24 protein-coding genes are annotated in these 22808 nt (G+C 51.4%); 14 read left to right on the top strand and 10 right to left on the bottom strand.

Annotation, left to right across the window (positions count from 1 at the left end):
* Window positions 1-11: 11 nt before the first annotated feature.
* A complete protein-coding gene (locus IVG45_RS02265; RefSeq protein WP_196436281.1) occupies window positions 12-605 on the bottom strand; it encodes a hypothetical protein in 594 nt (197 codons plus the stop codon).
* A 359-nt stretch (window positions 606-964) separates the two neighbouring features.
* Between IVG45_RS02265 and IVG45_RS02260 the strand changes: the two genes are divergently transcribed.
* The 7 genes from IVG45_RS02260 to IVG45_RS02230 all read left to right on the top strand — a co-directional run bounded on the left by IVG45_RS02260 (window position 965) and on the right by IVG45_RS02230 (window position 7664).
* Window positions 965-1423, top strand: a complete 459-nt coding sequence (locus IVG45_RS02260) for a hypothetical protein (protein ID WP_196436280.1) — start codon at window positions 965-967, stop codon at window positions 1421-1423.
* A 194-nt stretch (window positions 1424-1617) separates the two neighbouring features.
* Window positions 1618-2259 carry a uracil-DNA glycosylase gene (locus IVG45_RS02255; protein WP_196436279.1) on the top strand — a complete coding sequence of 214 codons (642 nt, stop codon included), beginning with the start codon at window positions 1618-1620 and terminating at the stop codon, window positions 2257-2259.
* Between the two features lie 2 nt (window positions 2260-2261).
* Window positions 2262-4103 carry an excinuclease ABC subunit UvrC gene (gene uvrC / locus IVG45_RS02250; RefSeq protein WP_196436278.1) on the top strand — a complete coding sequence of 614 codons (1842 nt, stop codon included), beginning with the start codon at window positions 2262-2264 and terminating at the stop codon, window positions 4101-4103.
* The gene (pgsA, locus tag IVG45_RS02245; RefSeq protein ID WP_196436277.1) at window positions 4093-4653 is read left to right on the top strand and encodes a CDP-diacylglycerol--glycerol-3-phosphate 3-phosphatidyltransferase; all 561 of its coding nucleotides are present in this window, start codon (window positions 4093-4095) and stop codon (window positions 4651-4653) included. The genes uvrC and pgsA overlap by 11 nt, the downstream gene beginning before the upstream one ends.
* Window positions 4654-4723: 70 nt before the next feature.
* Window positions 4724-5329, top strand: a complete 606-nt coding sequence (locus IVG45_RS02240; RefSeq protein WP_196436276.1) for a TetR/AcrR family transcriptional regulator — start codon at window positions 4724-4726, stop codon at window positions 5327-5329.
* A 52-nt stretch (window positions 5330-5381) separates the two neighbouring features.
* Entirely contained in the window at window positions 5382-6653 is a 1272-nt protein-coding gene (gene tviB, locus IVG45_RS02235) for a Vi polysaccharide biosynthesis UDP-N-acetylglucosamine C-6 dehydrogenase TviB (protein ID WP_196436275.1), read from the top strand.
* Window positions 6654-6656: 3 nt separating this feature from the next.
* A complete protein-coding gene (locus IVG45_RS02230; RefSeq protein ID WP_196436274.1) occupies window positions 6657-7664 on the top strand; it encodes an NAD-dependent epimerase in 1008 nt (335 codons plus the stop codon).
* Window positions 7665-7784: 120 nt separating this feature from the next.
* Here the strand turns inward: IVG45_RS02230 and IVG45_RS02225 are convergent, their stop codons facing one another.
* The 3 genes from IVG45_RS02225 to IVG45_RS02215 form a co-directional block, all read right to left on the bottom strand.
* The gene (locus tag IVG45_RS02225) at window positions 7785-8438 is read right to left on the bottom strand and encodes a thiopurine S-methyltransferase (protein WP_196436273.1); all 654 of its coding nucleotides are present in this window, start codon (window positions 8436-8438) and stop codon (window positions 7785-7787) included.
* A 74-nt stretch (window positions 8439-8512) separates the two neighbouring features.
* Window positions 8513-8869, bottom strand: a complete 357-nt coding sequence (locus IVG45_RS02220) for a hypothetical protein (protein WP_196436272.1) — start codon at window positions 8867-8869, stop codon at window positions 8513-8515.
* Between the two features lie 292 nt (window positions 8870-9161).
* Complete coding sequence (locus IVG45_RS02215; RefSeq protein ID WP_196436271.1) at window positions 9162-9908, bottom strand: MgtC/SapB family protein; 747 nt, start codon at window positions 9906-9908, stop codon at window positions 9162-9164.
* 107 nt (window positions 9909-10015) lie between these two features.
* Between IVG45_RS02215 and IVG45_RS02210 the strand changes: the two genes are divergently transcribed.
* Window positions 10016-10579 (top strand): chorismate--pyruvate lyase family protein, encoded by a 564-nt coding sequence (locus tag IVG45_RS02210; protein ID WP_196436270.1) that lies wholly within the window; start codon window positions 10016-10018, stop codon window positions 10577-10579.
* Between the two features lie 195 nt (window positions 10580-10774).
* On the opposite strand, the gene IVG45_RS02205 is transcribed toward IVG45_RS02210, so the two are convergent.
* Entirely contained in the window at window positions 10775-11437 is a 663-nt protein-coding gene (locus tag IVG45_RS02205; RefSeq protein WP_196436269.1) for a TFIIB-type zinc ribbon-containing protein, read from the bottom strand.
* 2 nt (window positions 11438-11439) lie between these two features.
* Window positions 11440-12450, bottom strand: coding sequence for an SPFH domain-containing protein (locus IVG45_RS02200; protein WP_196436268.1), 1011 nt, complete (start codon window positions 12448-12450; stop codon window positions 11440-11442).
* An 82-nt stretch (window positions 12451-12532) separates the two neighbouring features.
* Between IVG45_RS02200 and IVG45_RS02195 the strand changes: the two genes are divergently transcribed.
* The 4 genes from IVG45_RS02195 to IVG45_RS02180 all read left to right on the top strand — a co-directional run bounded on the left by IVG45_RS02195 (window position 12533) and on the right by IVG45_RS02180 (window position 13968).
* Window positions 12533-13084, top strand: coding sequence for a gamma carbonic anhydrase family protein (locus IVG45_RS02195; RefSeq protein WP_196436267.1), 552 nt, complete (start codon window positions 12533-12535; stop codon window positions 13082-13084).
* A gap of 83 nt (window positions 13085-13167) precedes the next feature.
* A complete protein-coding gene (locus tag IVG45_RS02190; protein ID WP_196436266.1) occupies window positions 13168-13404 on the top strand; it encodes a thioredoxin family protein in 237 nt (78 codons plus the stop codon).
* 11 nt (window positions 13405-13415) lie between these two features.
* Window positions 13416-13607, top strand: a complete 192-nt coding sequence (locus tag IVG45_RS02185; RefSeq protein ID WP_196436265.1) for a hypothetical protein — start codon at window positions 13416-13418, stop codon at window positions 13605-13607.
* Between the two features lie 4 nt (window positions 13608-13611).
* A complete protein-coding gene (locus IVG45_RS02180; RefSeq protein ID WP_196436264.1) occupies window positions 13612-13968 on the top strand; it encodes a hypothetical protein in 357 nt (118 codons plus the stop codon).
* 127 nt (window positions 13969-14095) lie between these two features.
* On the opposite strand, the gene IVG45_RS02175 is transcribed toward IVG45_RS02180, so the two are convergent.
* Window positions 14096-14611 carry an aspartate carbamoyltransferase gene (locus IVG45_RS02175; protein WP_196436263.1) on the bottom strand — a complete coding sequence of 172 codons (516 nt, stop codon included), beginning with the start codon at window positions 14609-14611 and terminating at the stop codon, window positions 14096-14098.
* 387 nt (window positions 14612-14998) lie between these two features.
* Here IVG45_RS02175 and IVG45_RS02170 point away from each other — a divergent pair, with 387 nt between their 5' ends.
* Together IVG45_RS02170 and IVG45_RS02165 are read left to right on the top strand one after the other, a co-directional pair.
* On the top strand, window positions 14999-15811 hold the full coding sequence (locus IVG45_RS02170; RefSeq protein WP_196436262.1) for a hypothetical protein: 813 nt from the start codon (window positions 14999-15001) through the stop codon (window positions 15809-15811).
* Between the two features lie 213 nt (window positions 15812-16024).
* A complete protein-coding gene (locus IVG45_RS02165; protein WP_196436261.1) occupies window positions 16025-17530 on the top strand; it encodes a B12-binding domain-containing radical SAM protein in 1506 nt (501 codons plus the stop codon).
* A gap of 107 nt (window positions 17531-17637) precedes the next feature.
* On the opposite strand, the gene IVG45_RS02160 is transcribed toward IVG45_RS02165, so the two are convergent.
* From IVG45_RS02160 to hrpA, 3 genes are all read right to left on the bottom strand, one after another.
* Complete coding sequence (locus IVG45_RS02160) at window positions 17638-17961, bottom strand: hypothetical protein (RefSeq protein ID WP_196436260.1); 324 nt, start codon at window positions 17959-17961, stop codon at window positions 17638-17640.
* A 150-nt stretch (window positions 17962-18111) separates the two neighbouring features.
* On the bottom strand, window positions 18112-18822 hold the full coding sequence (locus IVG45_RS02155; protein WP_196436259.1) for a rhomboid family intramembrane serine protease: 711 nt from the start codon (window positions 18820-18822) through the stop codon (window positions 18112-18114).
* A 41-nt stretch (window positions 18823-18863) separates the two neighbouring features.
* Window positions 18864-22757 (bottom strand): ATP-dependent RNA helicase HrpA, encoded by a 3894-nt coding sequence (gene hrpA, locus IVG45_RS02150; RefSeq protein ID WP_196436258.1) that lies wholly within the window; start codon window positions 22755-22757, stop codon window positions 18864-18866.
* Window positions 22758-22808: the final 51 nt, after the last annotated feature.

Raw genomic sequence — 22808 nt, 5'->3', positions numbered from 1 at the left:
AACTTTAATGCTCAGGACCAATTTCCCCCATTTGGGTCAAACTTGCCCATGTTCCCCTTCGAGTCCCAAAGATAGACTTGCCCCTCAAAGTCATCGATCTTCCCTCTTGGCATGAACAGCACATTCAATTGAGGCCACCACTCGTATTGGGAATCCTCCGCAGCAACCACGCGACAGTGAGCGGCGATCGCGACCTGACGACAAAGGTTTTTCCCTTGCTGGGTTCCGGCTACCTCACAGGAATGAAACCAGATCGTGCCGATCTGAAATTGGCGTAGCGCCCAAAACAATCCGGCGTTGTCGTTATTGATGACGTTATATTTGGCAGGGATGTAAACGCCTTTACCTGGCCCTGGAAAGACTTCGGGGGAACTCTCTCCGACAAATACTAGGCCTGGTTTACCGTGAAAATTTAGAACGATGTTTGCTAATCGCTTACCCGGTGCAGATGAACAAGCGATGCCGATCCAGTTCACAACATCTTTAACTGTCGTAGTGCTTGGACAGTTCCAGGTTGTATCCATGAACATGCCACAACCTCCAAAGATATCGGTAAAGTGATAAGAGTTAAGAAATAAAGATGGCCCCTGTAACTGTATAGACATCAGATCACCATTTCAGATAGAAATTTCAAAGCAAAATGAAACTTAGCCGAAGTATGTATTCTCACTATTGTCCTGTCAAGCAGCTATGGGCTAGGCAAATTTCCCGACAGGGGACTAACTTGCATTATGCCGCGTCCTGGAGGGTTTGATCGGACAAATCTGCAGGATTGCCGATTTGCATGCGTAAACCGGTAGGATGTGCCGAACAAAGCGAGGCGCATCGTTCGCGATTGATGCGCCTCCTACCAGTGAAACGTAATCAAGCGGATCGCAACTTTTGCCGGCATGAAGGGTAAGTGATATAAACTAATAGCTAAATACGCAATATTTTACAAACATTACCACTCTATGAATTTAGCATGAAAACACTATTGCAGAACCATGAGCAAGAAATCGAGAGGCTGATAGCGTCCAGGATAGCTCAAGCAAAAGAGGTTTGGTTGGCCGATAGCCGTAAGTTGGAACAGGCAATTTCTGACGCCGCCAGTCGCGAGACGGCATTAACCGTAGAAAACAGCGAATTAAAGCAGAAATTAAAAGAAGCCCGTTCCTATAAAGACTATTACTCAAAATTACTGGATGACGCCAAGGAAATTGAACTCGATCTACATAGAAAGTGCGCCGATTACCATGTTAAGCAACAGGAGCTTGAAGAGGCGTTAGCAAAATCACAACCCGAGTTCCAGGCTACCAATAGCGATGATGGCCGTGCCGCCAAGGTTGATCTGATTAGACTGGATAATCAGATACATGCGGCGAGAGCGGAGTTAAGCAGATTACAAAAGGAAATTGAATTAGCTAATTCAGCCTTGGCTTGATGGCAATAATTGGCACAAGTCATCTTTAACCCTCGACGGACCGGAAGGGCGAAAACCCTGGACGGCTTTCGCAGCAAAATACCCCGCCCGCGGCTGCGGAAAGCGGCATTAAATCAAGGGTCGCGCTAGCAACACAAAAAACACCGATTCTGCCATTCAGGTAAAATCATGCCGATTTAAACCTTGCCCGCATTATGTCCCATTCATCCTATTTCAACCAAGATTGCCGGTCATGCCCCCGTCTGGCCGATTTCCTAGACGACGTTAAACAAAAACACCCCGACTATCACGCCCGCCCGGTAGCCCCCTTCGGCGATCCGCAAGCTAAACTATTAATCGTCGGCCTGGCGCCCGGCATGCACGGCGCCAATGCCAGCGGCCGGCCGTTTACCGGCGATTATGCCGGCCTGTTGCTGTATCAAGCTTTGTACGATTTCGGCTTCAGCAACCAGTTGCAATCGACCAGCTTGACTGACGGCTTGCAACTGACCAATGCCAGAATCACCAACGCCGTGAAATGCCTGCCGCCGCAAAACAAACCGACCGGCGACGAGATCAAGCAATGCAATCCTTATCTGGCAAAGGAACTCGAAACATTACCGGAAAAGTCGGTGATTCTGGCCTTGGGTAACATCGCCCATCAGGCGGTATTACGCGCCTACGGCTTGAAGGCTACAGCCGCCAAGTTCGGCCACCATAAGTTCTACGACTTGCCGGACGGCAACAAACTGGTCAGTTCTTACCATTGCAGCCGCTACAACGTACAGACCAAACGCCTGAGCATGGAGATGCTGGCGGCGGTGTTTGCCGACATTCGGGGCTTACTGGCAGGATAGCCATGAACGACGAAGTTGCGCCAGCCGAGTTTGACATCAAAGCCTTTTTAAAGACCCTGACCCAGCGGCCGGGCATCTATAAGATGATCGACGCCAAGGGTGAGATCATTTATATAGGCAAGGCCAAGAACCTCAAGAACCGCGTCTCCAGCTATTTCCGCAAGCAAGCGGCTCCGCCGAAACAGACGGCTATGGTGGCGAAAGTGGCTGCTATCGAAGTCACCGTCACCCATACCGAAGGCGAAGCCTTGCTGTTGGAAAGCCAGCTGATCAAACGCCACAAGCCGCGTTACAACATCAGCCTGCGCGACGATAAATCCTATCCTTATGTATTCATCTCCAGTTTTCACGACTTTCCGCAACTGTCGTACCATCGCGGCGCCAAGAAGCGTAAGGGCAAATATTTCGGCCCCTACCCCAGCGCCAGCGCGGTCAAGGAAACCTTGAAGCTGCTGCAGAAAATCTTTCCGGTACGCCAATGCGAGGACTCCTATTACAACGCTCGCTCTCGGCCCTGTTTGCAACATCAGATCGAACGTTGCACCGCGCCTTGCGTGGGTTTGATCAGCAAGCAGCAATACCAGGCCGATGTCGACAGCACCATTCTGTTTTTGGAAGGCCAGGGCGGCAAGTTGATCGATCAACTGGTGCATAAAATGGAGACGGCAGCCGGCAAACTGGAGTTTGAGCAGGCCGCCGCCTATCGGGATCAGATTCAACGCCTACGGGCGGTGCTGGAAAAACATTTCGTCGAGGGCGAAAAAGGTGATGTCGATATTGTGGCTTGCGCCGCCAAGGCCGATATGGCTTGCGTGCAGGTATTTTTCATCCGCAACGGTCAGAATCTGGGCAACCGGCAATTTTTTCCTAAAATGGGCGGCGACAACGATCCGAGCGCGATTTTGCAGGCCTTCATCAGCCAGTATTATCTGGATAAAACAGTCCCGCACGAATTGATCGTCAGTCATCCGCTACCGGAAACCGCGTTATTGATCGAGGTGTTAAGCAGCCAGGCCAAACACAATGTTGGTATCAGTCCGAACGTGCGAGGCGAACGTCAAAAATGGCTGCAGATGGCCATTACCAACGCCGACAATGCGTTGGCCGCCAAACTGGCCGACAAACAAGGCTTGTGCGGGCGTTTTCTAAGTCTGCAACAAGAGCTGGCCTGTTCCGAGGTGCCGAAACGGTTGGAATGTTTCGACATCAGCCACACCCAGGGCGAACAAACCGTGGCCTCCTGTGTGGTGTTCGACCGCGAAGGCCCTGTTAAATCCGATTATCGGCGCTTCAATATCGAAGGCGTCACCGGCGGCGACGATTATGCGGCGATTCATCAGGCCGTTTTCCGCCGCTTTAAACGTCAAAAACAGGGCGAGCACCCCGCCCCGGATATTTTGCTGATCGACGGCGGCAAGGGCCAGGTCGCTGCCGCCCAAAAGGCGTTGGCGGAATTGCAGATAAACAATGTTATGATAGTCGGCGTTTCGAAAGGACCGGACCGAAAGGCCGGCATGGAGAAGATTATATTGCCGAACCGGGAGCAACCGCTGGATGTAACACCAGGCGCCAGCGCCCTGCTGTTGATTCAGCATATCAGGGATGAAGCCCACCGGTTTGCCATCACCGGACACCGGCAGCGGCGCGGAAAGGCCAAAAACCAATCCGCGTTGGAAGAGATAGCGGGCTTGGGACCGAAACGGCGCCAGGTTTTGCTGAAACAGTTTGGTGGCTTACAAGGCGTATCCGGCGCGGGCGTCGATGCACTAGCCAGCATAGAGGGTATTAGTCGACAATTGGCGCAACGAATTTACGATACATTTCACCATCAAGATGGCAGTTAAATTTAATTTACCCACAAACCTGACATTACTACGGATTGCCTTGATTCCCTTGTTGGCAATCGTGTTTTATTTACCGTGGGAATACAGCAGAATTGCCAGCACCGCTATTTTCATGTTCGCCGGATTGACCGACTGGTTGGACGGTTATCTGGCGCGAAAATTAAACCTGGAAACCGCTTTTGGCGCTTTTCTGGACCCGGTCGCCGACAAGTTGATGGTAGCTTTCGTGTTGGTTTTGGTGGTGCAAGCCGAGGCCAGTCCCTGGCTTGCCATCCCCTCTGCCGTGATTATCGGCCGGGAAATCACGATTGCCTCGCTCAGAGAATGGATGGCCGAAATCGGTCAGCGTGCCAAGGTCAAGGTCTCGCAACTGGGAAAATGGAAAACCACCGCGCAAATGGCGGCCCTCGCCCTGCTGTTATATCGGGATGATTTGTTTGGCTTGCCAATCAATCAGATGGGTTACTGGCTGTTATACTTGTCAGCGGTCTTAACGTTATGGTCGATGGTGAATTATCTTATCGCCGCGCTTTCAACCATTACAGAATAATAATAAACGCAGCGTTTGATACTGCGAACATCCTAAAGAGCAAACAGCAGGTAAAGCTGTACATAAAAGCATGGAACAAGAATTAGAATTAGAAACAACCCCCAATAAACTCCTTAGCCAAGACGAAGTTTTACAGGCCTCCTTAAAACTATTCGCCCAAAAAGGTTATTTCAATACGTCCTTGACTGATATCAAAGATGCCGTGGGCCTGAAAACCACCAGCGGTATTTATCAGTTTTTCAAGACCAAACAGGCTATTGCCCAGACCCTGCGTGAAAATATACTCGATAGCTTAAGTATCTCGATCGACGATATTCGCCGCAGGAACCGCAAGTCTTCCGAACAACTTCGAGAAATCGTCGATCTGCTGTTTAAATTGACCGATGACGCGCCTGAAATCATTCAGTTTTTACTGTTCGTAAAAGCCGAGGATTTCCTGCCCGAATCGGTCGCCTTATTGGACACCGCCGCTTTCAACAAGATCAAGCGTATCGTGCAAAACGGCATTAAGGAAGGCGAAATCAGGTCCATAGACCCTATGCTGGCTTACTGTTATTTTTTCGGCATCATCAACCAAACCCTGGCGATGGTGTTGAATGGCTCGTTGCCGAAATCGGCCGACAGTTATCAATCCCAAGCTTGGCTGACAGCCTGGGGATGCATCGTTAAAAAATAATGTTAGTAATCTATATTTAATCGTCTAAACACGGAATAAAGGAGTGACGACTATGCTAAACGACATCAAAATCGGCATGATAGGCCTAGGCTATGTAGGCTTGCCGCTGGCCGTGGAATTTGGCCACCACTATGCCACGGTTGGCTTCGACGTCAATCAGCATCGTATCGCCGAATTACGTTCCGGTAACGATCATACGCTGGAAGTCAGCCCGGAAGAGCTGGCCCAAGCGACGCACTTGTCCTACAGCGCCAATATCGAAGACATCGCCGATTGCAACGTCTACATCGTCACGGTACCGACTCCGATCAACCAGCACAAACAACCGGACCTAACTCCGCTGGAAAAAGCCAGCGCGACACTGGGAAAGGTCATCAAGGCTGGCGACATCGTGATCTACGAATCCACCGTTTACCCAGGCGCCACCGAGGAAGTCTGTGTGCCGATTCTGGAGAAAGTTTCCGGCCTGAGCTTTAACAAGGACTTTTTCGTCGGCTACAGCCCGGAACGCATCAATCCCGGCGATAAACAGCACCGGGTCACCAATATTCTGAAAGTCACCTCCGGTTCGACGCCTGAAATCGCCGAAAGAGTCGATCAACTCTATAAAAGCATCATCACTGCCGGTACCCACAAGGCCAGTTGCATCAAGGTGGCCGAGGCCGCCAAGGTCATCGAAAACACTCAGCGCGACGTCAATATTGCGCTGATCAACGAATTGGCGCTGATTTTCAACAAATTGGGCATCGATACCGAGGAAGTCCTGCTAGCGGCGGGCACCAAATGGAATTTCCTGCCGTTTCGCCCCGGCCTGGTCGGCGGCCACTGCATAGGCGTCGATCCCTATTATTTGACTCACAAGGCCCAAGCCATAGGCTATAACCCGGAAGTGATTTTGTCGGGCCGCCGGATCAACGACGGCATGGGCGCCTATGTGGTATCGCAATTGATCAAGCTGATGCTGAAAAAGCGCATCCAGGTGCAAGACGCCAAGGTGTTGATCATGGGCCTGACCTTCAAGGAAAACTGCCCCGATATCCGCAACACCCGAGTAGTCGACATCATCGCGGAATTGAAAACCTATGGCATCAACGTCGACGTCTACGACCCTTGGGTCGATGGCGACGAAACCTTCGAGGAATACGGCATACGCCCGGTCGAAAATGCAATTCCCGGTAAATATGACGCCATCATCCTGGCCGTCGCCCATCAGGAATTCAAGGAAATGCCGATCGCCGAAATTAGAGGCTTAGGTAAACCGCAAGCGATTATCTACGACTTGAAATATCTGTTTCCCGCCGATCAAACCGATGCGAGGCTGTAATTAATGAAAATCATGGTGACCGGCACCGCCGGTTTTATAGGCAATCATCTGGCTTTAAGACTGCTGGAGCGCGGCGACGAAGTCATCGGCATCGATAATCTGAACGACTACTACGACGTCAATTTAAAGCTCGCCCGCCTAGCCCGCATCAAGGACCACCCGAATTTCACCGACCTGCGGCTGGACATCGCCGACCGGGCCGGCTTGGAACAAGCCTTTAAAAAACACCAGCCGCAAAAAGTCGTCAATTTGGCCGCCCAGGCCGGCGTACGTTATTCGATACAAAATCCGCATGCCTATATCGACAGTAACATCGTCGGTTTCATCAATATTCTGGAAGGCTGCCGCCATCACAATGTCGAGCATCTGGTCTACGCCTCCAGCAGTTCGGTATACGGTGCCAACGAAGCCATGCCGTTTTCGGTACACGACAACGTCGACCACCCGCTGAGCCTATATGCGGCATCGAAAAAAGCCAACGAACTGATGGCGCACACCTACAGCAACTTGTATCAGTTGCCGACCACCGGATTGCGTTTCTTCACTGTTTACGGCCCGTGGGGGCGGCCGGACATGGCGCTGTTTTTGTTCACTAAAGCCATCCTGGCCGGCGAGAAGATCGATGTCTTCAACTACGGCAAACATCGCCGCGATTTCACCTACATCGACGACATCGTCGAAGGCGTGATTCGGACGCTGGATCACAATGCCGAACCCAACCCCGACTGGAGCGGCGCCAAACCCGATCCCGGCACCAGCAAGGCACCGTGGCGCGTGTATAACATCGGCAATCAGAATCCGGTGGAATTGATGGCGTATATCGAAACCCTGGAACGTTTCCTAGGCAAAACCGCCGAGAAAAACCTGTTGCCTCTGCAACCGGGCGACGTACCCGATACCTATGCCGATGTCGAGGCTCTGGTGGCGGATGTGGGTTATAAACCCGGCACCACTATCGAGCAAGGTATAGAACGTTTTGTGACTTGGTATAAAGGCTATTATCAAGTCTAAAAGTCTGACAAGCTTGCCTTACCGGATCTAGGGTCGAATTTATTCGCCCCGCTGTCCATGCCAAGGTGAAAAAGTCGAATAAATTCGACCCTACCATGAACTTGTTGAAACTTTGATTGATCAGTTCGTCAGCAAGTAGACTTGTTCCCGCATCCGGCTCAAGCCCTTGTCGCGAAAATGCGCTTCCCGCTCCAAAATATCTTCCGTATATAACAATTCCACCCGATTACACTGTTTATACAGCGCATGCACTTCAGGCGCTTGCACGCTAAACGGCGGCCCCGGCATTTCCTGCTGGGGATAATCAAACGAGACTAATAATGTTTGAGTTCCGGCTGCCAGCAGATTCTGCATATGCTCCGCGTAGGCTAGCCGCATGCCGGGCGGCAAGGCGACTAGCGAAGCTCTATCGTAAACGGCGCTTACGCCGGCCAAATCGTCAGCGCTAAGATCGAAAAAATCGCCGCAATAAATACTGAGTCCATCGACCCGATGGATTCTGAAACGGCCATGCTCGGAAATAGTCGGCGTCAGCCGGTTTTCATCGAAAAACGCTTGCACGGCCAGCGGACTGAGTTCGACGCCGATCACGTCATAGTCTCGCGCCAATAACCACAACATGTCGTTAGTTTTACCGCACATCGGCACGAATATCCGGCTACCTGGGGCTACCCGAAGAGCCGGCCAATAATTTTGCAGATGGGGATTGATTTCTTCGTTGTGAAAACCGATCTGGTTCAATTGCCAACGCTGATGCCAAAATTCTTTATCCATGCTTGCTCTCGCCAATATCAACGGTTTTTAGCCTATTCCAGCCGAGTATCGCGAAAACTACAACGATCCCGCAATCATCCCGCATGGTCGCAGCAAGGGCATTTCCAATCGCTATTCTTGGGGCGGGTAGGATGGATGGCATTGATCAGCTTCTTGGTGCCGCCAAAATCATGAAAATTGCGGCAAACTTTTTCGTACGCCGCCTTAGGAGAAGCCGCATAACTGAACTTGAAATTCGGATACTTGCCGACATGCTGCTTAAGCCGCACGTTCAGATCGGTTCCCGAGCGGCCGACATACTTGACGATGAATTTGCGGGTCTTTTGATTGATGCTGCCCAACGCATAATTACCTTCGGAGGTTTCGGTAACCAGTTCGTCGATTCTGGCATTGGTCAGGTCGTAAACGCCCTGCATTTCAAGTGAAGCCATAGTTACTCCAATAAAACTAACTCGCTGAAAATACGGCAAATCTGCCGTTCGATCTCATCATACTCCGATATCCGGCTAATTTTGCTTTTATATTCATTCACCTAACGCTCATAAAGGCTCGGCATCGCCCCGTCCCAAGAAAGTTGCGTTCCTGGGCGCGGTTGCTTGCCGGACAGGACGCCGTGAATACGTCCATGTAGGCTCGACAGCGGCATCCTTGCCGCCGACGCCTGCCCAACAAAGCAACCGCGCCATCCCAATTTTTTTACTTTCACAGTAAGCTGCTGGAGGTTTAATTCCTGGCATATGCCACTTGAAATCCCTGTAAAACCGATTGTTGATGCAAGCCCGCGGCCAGTTGCGGAATTGAAACTTTCTGGTTGGATGCGGCTAATAACACCAAATGCCATTCCTGTTGATTATTGTGGTAATGAATAGTGATTGAGCCATCGGCAATCCGATAGCCCAAATGTGCGATCAGGCTAGTGATCTCCAATTCATTGGGAATCCAGTGTTGATCGAAATACAAGGTCACGACGACCGCATGCCTCGAAGGCAACAGATTTTCCAGCCGCATCCCCCAGATCATGGCCAGCAAGGACAACACGGTCAAGGTCACGGCGGCGAAATAAAAACCCGACCCGCATAAAACCCCTATCGCGGCCGAGGACCAAATCGAGGCCGCCGTGGTCAAACCGCTGATATTGAGCCCTTCGCGCATGATGACCCCGGCTCCCAAAAAGCCAATGCCGGTTACCACCCCCTGGATCACTCGCGTAGGTTCGGCATTAATCGGAATCAGTTGCAAACCGCCATACCAATAATGCGGAAAACCGGCAATTACGGTAACTGCCGCTGAAGCCATGCAGACCAAACCGTAGGTGCGCATGCCCGCCGCCCGGCCATGGTAGGAACGCTCGTAGCCGGCGATGATACCAAGCAAAAATGCGATCAGGATATTGACCACTATCATGACATTGGCCTGGATCGACGGACTAGCCCAATAAGCATGGAAGCTTGCGCTTGTGAATAGATTCATCTGTTGTTAAGTCTTCGGTTTCAAACAGTTTTTAAACAATAACAAAACAATCGGTACAATAGCGCATATATTTTGACCACCACTCACACCCCTACCCCTTCAAAACCTTGTCAAATAACAGTTACTTATTCAGCCGCCCGCCAGTCTGGAAAACTCGGCTACGCGGCGCGCGCGCGCGCCCACCTGTTGCATTACAATCCTGGCTGGACGAAACCGGTTCGTTGACCAAACGTTTGCGTAACCACTATGGCCATAATCTGGCTGTGAGCCTTTTGTTTCACCAATGGAAACCGGCGTTTGCCGAAGAATGCCAGTGTCTGGGAGTTGCCCACCATCGCTACCAACTCATCCGCGAAGTCTTGCTGCATGTCGACTGTATCCCTTTGGTATTGGCGCGCACCATCTTGCCGGAACCGACCATCCGCATTGCTCGGCGCAACCTGTCCCACCTGGGTACCCGCCCCCTGGGCGAGGTCATATTCGCCTACCCCGATCTTGAACTGAGGCGGCGTGATTTCAGCCAGGCCGCCCCCCAGCATTGGACAGCGGCGATCCAAAGCCAGTATCAAGTCCAACAGGCCACTTGGGGTCGGAGAACCTTATACGCCATTCATCAGCAACCGTTACTGGTCAGCGAATTTTTTCTGCCGGATATGTTGAGAAATATTTGATTGGCTTAGGTGATTTTTGAGAAAGTTTGTACCCATTGCCAATGTCAAATATGTGTCGTTCGCTGAGCGGGCTTGTGCTGAGCAAAGCCGAAGTAGTCGAAGCGAACGGTTGACTTCGGCTCCGCTCAGTCAACGGCAAATTGCTTGGATTGGGTATATTTATTGCCATAAATCGCCTTAGTCTCGAAAAACCCTCTATTCGAACACGTTGAAAATCAGGCTGGCAACCGACTCCAACAAGTCTGCCTGATTGTCCTGCTTGCCATAACGCTCCATCAACACTTCAATTTCGGCCCTGGAATCGGCAGGACGGCGTTGTTTTTGCCGCCGCTCCGCTTGTTTTTTCCGGTCCAGGATTTGGCCGCCGGCTTTTTTCCACTCCAACAAATGGCTGATCTCGCCACCATCCAACCAGACGCCGTGACTGATGCATTGATCGATCACCACGCCACTGCGGTGGCCGAATACCACCCGGTTCATCAACGTTCCACATACCGGACATTTCAGGTATTTGACGGTTTTATCCCGTCGATAACGATCCTGATTGATATTCCCCAACAATTCCAAGTTGACGGAAAACACCGGCATTACCGAACTTTCCAATAAGGCTTCGACCTCGCCGGGATCAAAAAACAAGCCATAACAGGTACCGCAACGCTCGATTTGTAATGGCGGCTCTATATCCAGTTCAATGGATTGCAGAATGGCATTGCATTCCGGACAGATGCGCGGTGATTCCCGTTCCACTATCCGGTAATCGTGTTTGCCATGAATATCGACATCGTTGCGTACCCCACAATAACTGCAATGCTGGGTATTGGCGGGCAATGGCGCGGAACAACTTTGACATTTGGCCATATCTACAGCTTGGCCAGTAATTCTTGTTTTTTGGCGGCATATTCGGCTTCGGAGATCAGCTCGGACTCGAACAACTGTTTCAATTGCGCCAACTTGGCGGAGATGTCTTCAACGTTGTTAGTCATACTGCGCGGAACTTCGCTCAAGCCTTGCGCCATGTTTTGCCCCAGCGCCACGCCCGCGCCCAATCCCATCCCGGCTCCGGCCGCCCCGCTTTCGTTCCGGGCCGCCTCGCGCATCGCATCCAGCTGTTGCACCTTGGCGTAATCCAGTCCCACGGCTTGCGCGGCCTGGGCTTCGGCGGTCAAATCGGCGATGCGATTGATGCGGCGCAAGGTATCGTCATCGAAATCGGTACCTTCAATTCTGAAATCGCCGATGCTAAAACCCAGTTTGCGGAACGTAATCGCCAGTTTGATGGCGATACCACGCGCTATTTCATCGCGATTGGCATCGATGTCGGCATAGCTGTAACCGCATTCGGCCAGGTAATCGCTGATAGGTTGAATGATGCGAGCCGAGATGACCTGGCGAAATTCGTCTATGCCCATACGATTATGGCTGCCGACGATATTGACGAAAAAAGCCTGGGCGTCGGCGATCTGGTAACTGTAATTGCCGTAGGCCTTCAGACCGATTGGAAACCGATATTTCGGGTCTTGGTACTTAATCAAGGAGGTGGTTCCCCATTTCTGATCGAGTATCTTGGTTTTTTTGAAGAAATAAATCCCGACCTTGTGTTCGCTCTCGAAAAATTGCATGAATTTTTTGATGGTGGTCCAGAACGGCACGTTGTCCGTCTGCAAATTAATCATGCATTGTTCCTCGATCACCGCCCTGACCTGGCCTTGATAGACGAAAATACAGCCCTGCCCGGGCCCAACGATCAATTTGGATGCGTTTTTGATTTCGTCGCCGTTTTCGGTCCACTGCTCCAACAAAACATCCGAATCGGGATTTTGCCATTCGATGACCGAGCGTAACTGGCGTTTAATTCCATCGATAAGTGCCATATCAACCTCATGAGTGGGTGGTGAAGCATGCCGCAATTGCGTAACATCCATGCTTCAATTATGGCAAATATCAGGAGTCTTTGTGGCAATAAGAACGTTCAACGATAAACAACCCCGGATCGGCAACAACGTTTATATCGATCCGAGCGCCGTGGTCATCGGCGATGTCAGTATCGGCGATGATGTGTCAATCTGGCCAAACACGGTGATCAGGGGCGATGTGGAAGCCATCGGCATCGGCGCCGGCAGTAATGTGCAGGATGGTTCGGTACTGCATGTCTCGCATGCCGGCGATTATTCACCCACCGGACATAAACTACTGATCGGCCAAGGCGTCACCATCGGCCACCGCGCCGTGGTGCATGGCTGCCGCATAGGCAATTATTGTCTGATAGGCATAGGCGCCATCGTGATGGACGGCGCCGAACTGGGCGATTATGTGATGTTGGCGGCCGGCGCCTTGGTTCCTCCGGGTAAGAAACTGGAAAGTGGCCACTTGTATGTCGGCGCGCCGGCAAAGCCGGTGCGGATACTGGATAAGGCGGAAAAGGCATTTTTGGAATATTCGTATCAACATTATATTCGGCTAAAAAATCAATATCTTTCTTTTGACCCGCCACCGCAACAGGAATAATATATCGACACGATATTTGTTTGACAAAGCCCCGCCTTTAGCTTAATGTTTCGACTCGCTACTAATAAAAAGAGGAGTCGAACATGTCAAAAGCAATTTTCTATCACGCCGGCTGTCCGGTCTGCCTGGGCGCGGAACAGATGCTGGCCAACGCACTCGATCGCGATAAATATCCGATCGAAAGCGTGCATCTAGGCCGGCAATCCGGCCGCATCGCCGAGGCGGAAGCCGCCGGCGTCCAATCCGTTCCCGCCCTGCTGTTGGATGGGCAAATATTTCATATCAATTTCGGCGCGGCGCTGGCCGACCTGAAAGCCTGAAGGTGACCACCATGAATACACAAGTTGAACAACCCGAAAAAGATAATTTTGTCCTGTATATGGTGCTGGCGACCGTCGTTCTGGTAGGCGCTATCCTGGCGGTTAAACTGAACGAAAACGAAAAATTCGAGCCTATCAAACAACAATTAGAAGAAGAAAATAAGCAAATGAACATACGTGTAATCGCTAACCGCGGGGAATGACACCATGAAAAAACATTTTATCAGCGGATTATTACTAGCCCTGTCCCTAGCCGGTCCGGCGGGTGCCACCGAATATATCTATCGGGATCTGATGGCCAATACCCTGCCAGCCCATTGCGATGTGGAATCAAAAGCAAAACAAGCCTCGGAAAAGCCCTACACGGTTGACAGATTCAGCAAACGCTTCTGCCAAACCCAAGGTTATGGTTGGCATTTGGATGAAATTAAAACCGCCGGAAATACTGTTTGCAGCCCATGCACCGATAAATCCGGTTTACAACAATGCTTTCAGGAAGATGTGGTCGTGACTTGCAAACGGATTAAGCCAGGCAGCGTCGGCATGTTACCGGGCAAGGGATAAGCCTGAATCGGCGGCCCCACGAAAAACACAATAGATGAACTGGGCGATTTCTTTAGTGTTTTTCGTGGACGCCTTTATCAATACCGCCTTATCAATTTCCGCCGGTTAGATAAAACTTACGCTAATCTTATTCCGCCGTCGTCGAATGATGTTGAGCATGACCGGGTAGTACCGGATTGCCGTGTTCGCTATTTTGCGCATCGATCCATTCATGCAGCGCCCCGACAAATTGCGGATATTCGCTCGAATAATGAATCTGCCCGCCTTTCTCCAACGGCTTATAATCGAATCTTATATCGTCGGGTTTTGCCAATTTCAGTTGAGCCAGCCCTGGCATATCGGCACCATGCAAACGTTCCGGTAAGGAAAAATCCCCGTTTCTAAATTGTTCGGCCATTTTCCGCAGATGGTCTCTGATTAACTTAATTTGCAAGGTATCGTCGGCCGATTTGGCAACCAGATGCTGCACGCCGCCATGAACTGTTTTGGAATAGGTTTGCACGGTCTGATCGACCGCGTATGGCAAAATCTCTTTCATGCGTTGCGGCAAGTTCTTGGATGGTGTATTGGGATTGTGTTCGGCTGCGTGAAGCAGAGTAGTAAAAAACAACAGAATCACAAATATTAAAAATACTTTTTTCATGTCAGTGCTCCCTAGTTTTGTTGGATGATGAAAAACGCTGGGTGCCGCGAGAAACAATGGAAATCGTGCCCTCGTATTTAAACAAAAACACCTTCCGCTTTTACCTGATTAGCCGTTAGGAATAAATATGTAGGTCTACGTACTTGATCGACCCGAGTAGGAAACTTATTCTAGTAGCTTGACAATACCGCCGGCTTTAAGTTCAGACTGGCGAATTAGTTCTCGCGATAGGTTGCATCCATCATCCAGCAAGGGGTTTGTCCCGGTGAAACCATTCCATCGTCGACAGGTCGGAAAAATTCGAAAATAGCTTTAAATCGGCTCAACTCAAACCCGGCACCATCAACATCCTTGACATCCGGCAGCCGCGCTAGTATTAGAACTAAAATGATCGGCAAAAGGCACAATCCCGCCAGCAATAAAAAAACTACTTGGCAAACGATAAGGGGCACTAAGATGGAAAAAACATATCTTTGGCTGGCTCATGATTATTTGACGCATGACGTTGAACTATCAGAATCCACAATAAGGGCAAATTGCCCCGCAATTCAAAACATGGTTCTGAACAAGCGATACAACATGTTCGTTATCAACAAAAAAGACATAGCGGATTTTTATCGTAAACTCGAAGATCTTTTCCCCTACGAATTTAAAACCTATGAGTTTTCCGAAAATGAAATGCTGATCGGCGAGCATTATGTCGATCCATTGAGAAACATCAACGTCTTCATCCCTTGGACAGACGCCAAAACACCGTTCCCGCCCAACGACAAGGAATACCGTTATTTTTTCTTCGCTGATTTCAACACCACATTCGAAGTAACCGACAACCTTTTAAATCGTTATTTAGACAAATGCCAGTGCCAATTCGATGTGATTGGCTGCGTTAAAACCGAACCAGCCTTTTACACCGGCGACAGCTACTACCTATCCAAAGTCAAGGTTCAAATGCACTATGCCGATGTACTGTTGATAATGGGGTTATTATTCAAAATGGTGGTTGAAAACCATCAGCTTGAAGATGAAGGCAGCATGACCCTGCTATATGGCCAGTTTAACGATGGTAGTGTCAGGGTATTCGATCGATGGTGTATTGCCAATATCTGGACCTTAAGCCATGACGCTTCCTTTGGCCACGAGATGCCGCTGTTTTGCCACTGGGAATTTGAACAAGCCATCAGACAGTCAACCGAAACTTAAACTGCAGGTTAATGAGCATGGTGCTTTGCAAGTTGCGAGGTAAAGCGGCTATATCAATTCAAGGAGCAGTCCTATCTGAACCGCCATGACTTTCGAGCGATGTTTCATGGGAGGATTGTCATATCCGCAGGGAAGCTAATCCGAAATACTTAACTAAAGCCAATCAATGCTATGCTGACCGCCTTTTCAGCAGCCTAACGCCCACAAACCGGCATGACACGCATTGTTCTCGGCACCCTCAACGCCCGCTATATCCACACAGCTTTTGGCCTTCGTTATCTCTACGCCAACATGGGCGATTTGCAACCCGACACCCGGATACTGGAGTTCGGCATTCAACAACGTCCGATCGATATAGCCGAACAACTGTTGCAACAGCAACCTCTAATCATTGGTCTGGGCGTTTATATCTGGAATGTGGCCGAAATAAGCGCCATCGTGGCAATTTTGAAACAAGTCGCGCCGGAAATACGCGTGATATTGGGTGGACCCGAAGTCAGCCACCCGCCGGATTTACCAGATGTCGCCAATCTGGCCGATTACATCATCACCGGCCACGGCGAAATCAGTTTTCCTCGGCTATGCGGGCAAATCCTGTCCGGCCAAGCACCCGAGCAAAAAATCGTCAGCGGTGAAACCGTGACTTTGGACGCGCTGGCGACGCCCTATCCTTATTACACCGACACCGACTTAAAGCAACGCATCGTTTATGTCGAAGCCTCGCGTGGCTGTCCGTTCAAATGCGAATTTTGCCTATCTTCCCTGGACACCACCGCCAAACCGTTTGCCTTGCCGGATTTCTTGCGGCAGATGGATAATCTGTATCAACGCGGCGCCAGGAATTTCAAATTCATCGACCGCACCTTCAATCTCAAAGTCGACAACAGCGTGGCTATATTGGAGTTTTTCCTGCGGAAAATGACGGACGACTTATATCTGCATTTCGAAGTGATACCGGACAATCTGCCCGATCGGTTAAAGCAAGTGATACAACAGTTTCCGGCCGGCAGCCTGCAATTTGAAGTAGGGGTACAAAGCTTCGACCCGGTGATTCAACAGCGTATTAGCCGCAAACAGGACAATGATAAAACCCAAGCCAATCTAGGCTGGCTACGGCAACATTCGAACGCCCACATACACGCCGATCTGATTGCCGGCCTGCCGGGCGATACCCTCGAAGGATTTGGCCGCGGCTTTGACAGACTGGTTGGGTTGAACCCTCAAGAAATTCAAGTCGGCATCCTGAAACGCTTGCGAGGCGCTCCGATCAACCGGCATAACGACAGTTATCGGATGCGCTACGATCCCAATCCGCCTTATTCCATCCTCAGCACCGGCGACATCAGTTTTGCCGATATGCAACGCATCAACCGCTTCGCCCGTTACTGGGATTTAATCGGCAATTCGGGCCGGTTCGGCGCCACGCTGCCGATCATTCTTGCCGACCAGCCCTTTGCCCGTTTTTTACAATTAAGCGATGCCTTGTACGCCGCCGGCGGCAGCACCTGGAAAATCGCGTTGAAACGCTTGTTCGAACTGCTCTACACCGGCATGACTAACACCTTGCAAATACCGGCCGCAACCGTCAAACAGGCCTTGGAATCCGATTTTGCCCGCAGTGGCGAAAAAGGCCGACCTGAATTCTTAGCCGTCAAGGAACAACCGTTGGCTAAACGTGGAATGGCCAACAAACGGCAAAGGTTATTAAATCCGGCCTAGGATTATTTCAATCGCTGGTTTAAACAATGACTGGCCGATTCGAATCTCGACGAAAAACGAGCATAAAAAAAGGGGCTAAACAGCCCCTTTTTTGATTTGCAGAATTCTTATTTGGCCGGGACGGCGAATTTGTTAAAAGCTTCAACCCGTTGTTTGCCGGTATTTACCAGATCAATACCGCCTTCGATGATCATTTGAATCAGACCCGGCGTGTTGTAAACAATCTTGCCCAGATAAGCCACCACCGGCACGGCCAGGATGGCGCCGAACAAGGTGCCGATACCCAGTAAATGCAGGGCCTTGGTAATCAATACCACAATATCCAACGGCAACAGGATCATGGTGCCGAAATACACCAACACGATGAACGTGAACAATGCGAATACTACAAACTGCAGCAGCCTTACCAATGCAACATTAAGGTTTTTCATGATTTATATTTCTCGGGTCAATTAAGTAATCTGTTTACGGCGACGACGGCATTGATTAACTCCGGTTTCCAGCCGTGGACTGGCGCGCATTATAAAATAAAAGCCCCGTGGATGACTTCTTTTTTTGCCAGAAAAGGCCCAATGCAACCTCTATTCGGTGGTTTCGGCGTCGATTTCAAGCACACTGACTTTTTCGATAAATAGCGGGTGTAATACCGCGCCCGCCACAAATCCGCCCAGATGCGCCCACCATGCCGAATTGGTGCTCATACCCGGAAACAGTGCAGCGGTACTGAGTTCCTGCAGTTGCAGGATGACCCAAACGCCGAGAAAGGCAATCGCCGGAATTTCGAAAAACAGCGGAAAAAACAAAATCGGCACCAGAATAACGACTCTGGCATAAGGAAAGCGAAAAAAATACGCACCCAACACACCCGCAATCGCCCCGGATGCGCCAACCACCGGCACCACCAGATTTTGCGAAAAATACCATTGCGCATAGGTGGCCAATACTCCGCACAACAAGTAAAACACGATGAAGCGGCCATGCCCCATCAAGTCTTCGATATTGTCGGCAAATATCCATAAAAACATCAGATTGACGGCGATGTGCCCCCAGCCGCCATGCAGGAAAAGATTGGTGACGAATGACAGATAATGATCCGGCGGCAAACCGAAATGCTGAGCCCATTGCGGATTGGTGTAACGTATCGGCACCATACCGTATAAATGCAGGAAGTGCTGCGCCATATGATTCGGCATCAGCAACATCGCTAAAAACACCAATGTACAGATGACCATGATAGCCCAAGTCACATACGGCTTGATGTTGCAAGGTATCGAATCTCTAATTGGTATCATATCGTCCTACCCAAGGGTTTAAATCAACATTAAGAGCCTCTTTAAAACTTTTCGTTCCATAGCTTTTCCAAACGCTGCACCGAAACCGGATAAGCGGTTTTCAATTGCTGGGCAAATAGCGAGACCCGCAGTTCCTCCAAATTCCAGCGGAAAGGCTCCCGCTCGGGCCGAGGCTGGGCGGTTTTCAGCTGTTTTTGCACATGCTGCCAATAACGTTGCCACAGGCGCTGTAAACCCTGGATTTCGGCCGAATCTGGTTTTTGTTTGTCGAGACGGCACTCAATCGCCTTCAGATAGCGAGGCATGGCTTGCAATTGCGCCAACGGCGTATGCCGAATAAAGCCGCCGTATAACAACAAATCCAGTTGATTTTCCACATCACCCCGTAAAACAGGATTGACCGAAGACTGCTTCAAGCGCTGTTTGACATGCTGATAGTTTGCCATGATTTCCGTGACCTGCTTGCCGACTTGATTGCCGGCCGTCACCAGCATGGATTTTTTCGCCGCCAACGCCGCCTCGAACTGCTGCTGACTGCGTATCGCCCCAGCCTCGACAAACACACCGCTGAAAATCGCAAATAAAAAATCGCTCTTGAAATCGCCGCCCGGCCTATCCTTTATCAACGGATGCTTGGGCAACTGGTTGTAGGCCAGTTGCAGCGCCGGCGCCACGCCGCTGTTCTTGACCAGATATTGGGCATCCTTGCGGCATTGCAGTTGAAACAACTTGGTCAAGCCGTCGAAATGCGCCAACTCGGCCTTGTGCTGGGTTTCCAATATTTTGACGCCGACCGTCTCGCCCTCGTCGACGATGGCCGGATAGCCGATGAAAGTCTGGCCCTTCTGCATGAACTGCATGGTTTCCGGCAAGTCGTCGAAAGCCCAGGTAATGCAGCCGGTATGATTCAATTCTTCTTGCGCCAGCTTGTCGAAACTATCGCCGGCCTTGGTCGCGTAATCGGCTTGCAGCTTGGCAAGATTACGTCCGTAACCCAATGCCTTGCCTTGATCGTCGACCACCCGGAAGTTCATCTTCAAATGATCGGGCAAGGTCTCCGGCTGCCATTCGTTCAGAGGAATCGCTTCGCCGGTCAGCTTACGCAACCGATTGCTCAACCATTCGAACAACGAACCCTTGAAATCCGGTTCGATCTCCAGACAAGCCTTGGCAGTGTTCGGCACCGGCACGAAATGCTTGCGTAAGTGCTTGGGCAAGGACTTGATCAGCGCCACCACCTTTTCCTCCAACATGCCAGGCACCAACCAGTCGAAAGGTGCTTGCCTGATCTGGTTAAGCTGATGCACCGGAATGATGGCCGTGACGCCGTCCTCGTCGTGGCCGGGCTCGAAGCGGTAATGCAATTCGATCGTCAAATCGCCGAGCTTCTTACTGTCTGGAAAATCCCAATCGTTGATCTTGCCGTCGTCGTGGCGAGTCAGGTCTTCCTTGGTCAGGAACAAAATCTTCGGATTATCCCGCTCGACCTTCTTGCGCCATTGGTCCAGCGTGATACCGCTGACCACCTCGGCCGGCAGTTTTTTGTCGTAAAACTGATACAGCCATTCCTCGTCCTCGATCAAATCGACGCGGCGGCCCTTATGCTGGATATAACCCACCTCTTCCAGCAGCTTTTCGTTGGCCTTGAAGAACGGCGCATTGCTGTGATAATCGTGGTTGACCAAGGCATGGCGGATGAACATCTCCCGCGCGGCCTTGGCGTCGACATTCTCGTAAGGCACCTTGCGCTTGGCCTGCAAGGTCAAACCGTACAACAAGGTGCGCTCGAAGACGCCGCTGCGGCCGGCGTTCTTCTCCCAATGCGGGTCGTAATAATTGCGCTTGACCAGATGCTGGGCGGCGGCCTCTATCCATTCCGGCTCAACCTTGGCGACGGTGCGAGCGTAAACCTTGCTGGTTTCCACCTGTTCGGCGGCCATGATCCATTTCGGCTTGGCCTTATGCTGGCCGGAACCGGGGAAGATAAAGAACTTCAAACCGCGCGCACCCAGATATTCGTATTGCTCGTGGCGGAAACCGATGTTGGACAACAAGCCCGGCAACAGCGCGCAATGAATCTGCTCGTAATTGGCCGGATTATCGTTGAACTTCAGCTTCAAGTCGCCGCGCGCCACCTGCATGATCTGGGCGTGAATGTCGTACCACTCGCGCATGCGGATATAGGACAGGAAATTATCCTGACAATATTTGCGTAGCTTGCTGTTGGACAAATGTTTTTTTTGTTCTTCGAAGGCATTCCACAGATTCAACAGGCTCAGGAAGTCGGAATCCTCGGCCTTGAACTGGGCATGCTTGGCTTCGGCCTGCGGCATCTTATCGGCCGGCTTTTCGCGCGGGTCCTGAATGCTCAAGGCCGAAACAATAATCGCCACCTCGCTCAACGACGCCAGTTCGGCGGCGGAAAGCAGCATCCGCGCCAGCTTGGGGTCGGTCGGAATCTTCGCCAATTGCCGGCCGGTGTCGGTCAGCTGACCTTGTTTATCCAGCGCATCGACTTCGAACAACGCGCTCTTGCCGTCGCGTATCATCTTGTCGTCGGGCGGCTCGATGAACGGGAAATCCTCGATGTCGCCCAGCTTCAGCGCCGCCATCTGCAAGATCACTGACGACAGATTGGTGCGCAAGATTTCCGGTTCGGTAAATTCCGGCCGGGCAATATAATCTTCCTTGGAATATAGCCGAATACAGATGCCCTCCGCCACCCGTCCGCAGCGCCCCGCCCTTTGGTTGGCGCTGGCCTGCGAGATGCGTTCTATCGGCAAACGCTGAATCTTGCTCTTATGGCTGTACCGGCTGATGCGGGCGTGGCCGGAATCGATCACGCAACGGATGCCGGGCACGGTCAGCGAAGTCTCGGCGACGTTGGTCGCCAGCACGATACGCGGCTTGTTACCGCTGGGCTTGAACACCCGCTCCTGCTCGGCGACACTGAGTTTGGAATACAGCGGCAACACGTCGTAACGGGCATTGTGCTGCGACTTGCGCAAGGACTCGGTGGTCTCGCGTATCTCGTGCTCGCCGCTTAGGAAAATCAGAATGTCGCCGCGCAAATCCCGGTACAACTCGTCGACCGCATCCAGGATAGCCTGCTGCAAATCGGCGTCGGTTTCGTCGTCTTCCTCTATCAATTCGATGGGCCGGTAACGCACATCCACCGGATAGGTGCGGCCGGAGACATTCACAATCGGCGCATTGCCGAAATGCTTGGCGAAACGCTCGGGATCGATGGTCGCCGAGGTGATGACCACCTTCAGATCGGGCCGTTTCGGCAGCAGCCAGCACAAATAACCCAGCAGGAAGTCGATATTCAGGCTGCGCTCGTGCGCCTCGTCGATGATGATGGTGTCGTACTGATTCAGATAGGGATCGTTCTGCGACTCGGCCAGCAGAATACCGTCGGTCATTAGTTTGACCAGTGAATTGGGATGGGTCTGATCGTGGAAGCGCACCTTGTAACCCACCGCCTGACCGATAGTCTGGCCCAGTTCCTCGGCGATGCGGTCGGCCACAGTGCGGGCGGCGATCCGGCGCGGTTGGGTGTGACCGATCAAGCCGCTAATGCCCCGGCCTATCTCCAGACAAATCTTCGGCAACTGCGTAGTCTTGCCGGAACCGGTCTCGCCGCAGACGATGGTCACCTGATTGTTTTTGATCAACTCGGCGATCTCGTCCTTCTTGCCGCTGACCGGCAAGTCCGGATAGTTGATCACCGGCACCGAAGCGCGGCGCTGGTTGCGGCGGCTCACCGAACGCTCGATCTTGCCGGAAACTTGCTGCAAGCCCGCCGCGATGTCCTTCCCCCTACCCGCCTCGCTACGCAAACGATCCAGTTGCCTTTTCAAGCCGTGGCGGTCGATGCTCATGCAGTCGTGGAGATTTTTGGCGAGTTGTTTCAGGTTGTCGTGGACGGACATGGGGCGGTGAATATCGTAAAAAGGTGGGCATTATAAGGGGTGAAGGAGAGG

Source organism: Methylomonas sp. LL1, assembly GCF_015711015.1.
Taxonomy (GTDB): domain Bacteria; phylum Pseudomonadota; class Gammaproteobacteria; order Methylococcales; family Methylomonadaceae; genus Methylomonas.
The sequence above is the reverse complement of the archived record's forward strand: the minus strand, read 5'-3'. Positions and strand labels throughout refer to the sequence as shown.